Genomic DNA, 1,447 nt, shown 5'->3' on the forward strand with positions numbered 1-1,447 from the left:
TACAGCAGGGTCGCCCCGGCCGCCTCGGCGCCGGCCATGATCGGGTCCAGGCCCGCCCAGGCGTCGACGGAGCCGTTCTGCAGCGCCGCCCAGCCGTCCGGAGAGACATGCCCGCCACCCCCGCCGCCCGCACGAGCCTGGCCTTCGACGCCGAGCTCGGCCAGTCGGCGTTCCCCGTGCGCTTCGAGGGGGTCGGCCGCACCTTCGCGCCCGGGTCCCCGGTACTGACGGACGTGACGCTCGAGGCCGCCGCGGGCGAGGTCATCGCGATCCTCGGCCCGAGCGGCTGCGGCAAGTCGACGCTGCTGCGCATCGCAGCGGGCCTGGACACCGCCTCCGAGGGGTCCGTCCTCATCGACGGCGCTCCCGTCTCCGGCATCGACCCGCGCTGCGCGGTGGCGTTCCAGGAGCCGCGGCTGCTGCCCTGGCGGAGCATCGCCGACAACGTCGCGCTCGGCCTCCCGCGCGGCACCCCGCGCCCGGCCGCCCGCGCCGCCGTCGACGAGCTGCTCTCGCTGGTCGGCCTCACCGCGCACGCCCGCTCGCGGCCCCGCGAGGAGCTCGGCCCGGTGCTCGGCGAGCTCCGCCGAGCCGCGGTCGCGGGGGCGCGCGCCAGGGACGGTGACGATCCGCTGGATGCGCGAGACGCCTCCGGGCTCGTCGCGTCCGAGGAGCACGATGCGGTCGGCCAGCTGGAGGGCTTCGTCGACGTCGTGGGTGACGAGCAGGATCGTCGCCGGAGCCGCCGCGTGCACGTCGAGCAGCAGGTCCTGCATCCGCAGGCGGGTCAGCGCGTCGAGCGCCCCGAAGGGCTCGTCCAGGAGGAGCACGCCGGGGTTCCGGGCCAGAGCGCGGGCGAGGGAGGCGCGCTGGGCCATCCCTCCGGACACCTCGCGGGGCCGCGAGCGGGCGTGCGCGGTGAGGCCGACCAGCGAGAGCAGCTCGTCGACGGCGGCGCGGGCGGCCGGGCGCGGGGTGCCGCGCGGGAGGCCGAGCGCGACGTTGTCGGCGATGCTCCGCCAGGGCAGCAGCCGCGGCTCCTGGAACGCCACCGCGCAGCGCGGGTCGATGCCGGAGACGGGAGCGCCGTCGATGAGGACGGACCCCTCGGAGGCGGTGTCCAGGCCCGCTGCGATGCGCAGCAGCGTCGACTTGCCGCAGCCGCTCGGGCCGAGGATCGCGATGACCTCGCCCGCGGCGGCCTCGAGCGTCACGTCCGTCAGTACCGGGGACCCGGGCGCGAAGGTGCGGCCGACCCCCTCGAAGCGCACGGGGAACGCCGACTGGCCGAGCTCGGCGTCGAAGGCCAGGCTCGTGCGGGCGGCGGGGGTGGCGGGCATGTCTCTCCGGACGGCTGGGCGGCGCTGCAGAACGGCTCCGTCGACGCCTGGGCGGGCCTGGACCCGATCATGGCCGGCGCCGAGGCGGCCGGGGCGACCCTGCTGTA

The 1,447-nt window shown here is 77.1% G+C and carries 2 pseudogenes; one reads left to right on the plus strand and one right to left on the minus strand.

The window, feature by feature from the left end:
* Positions 1-107: 107 nt before the first annotated feature.
* A pseudogene (locus C5C24_RS18525) lies at positions 108-542 on the plus strand (ATP-binding cassette domain-containing protein); the annotation flags it as partial.
* Between the two features lie 6 nt (positions 543-548).
* On the opposite strand, the pseudogene C5C24_RS18530 reads toward C5C24_RS18525, so the two are convergent.
* Positions 549-1,340, minus strand: a pseudogene (locus C5C24_RS18530) (ABC transporter ATP-binding protein); the annotation flags it as partial.
* Positions 1,341-1,447 lie beyond the last annotated feature (107 nt).

Source organism: Rathayibacter sp. AY2B3 (genome assembly GCF_002931755.1).
In the GTDB taxonomy this organism is placed as follows: domain Bacteria; phylum Actinomycetota; class Actinomycetes; order Actinomycetales; family Microbacteriaceae; genus Rathayibacter.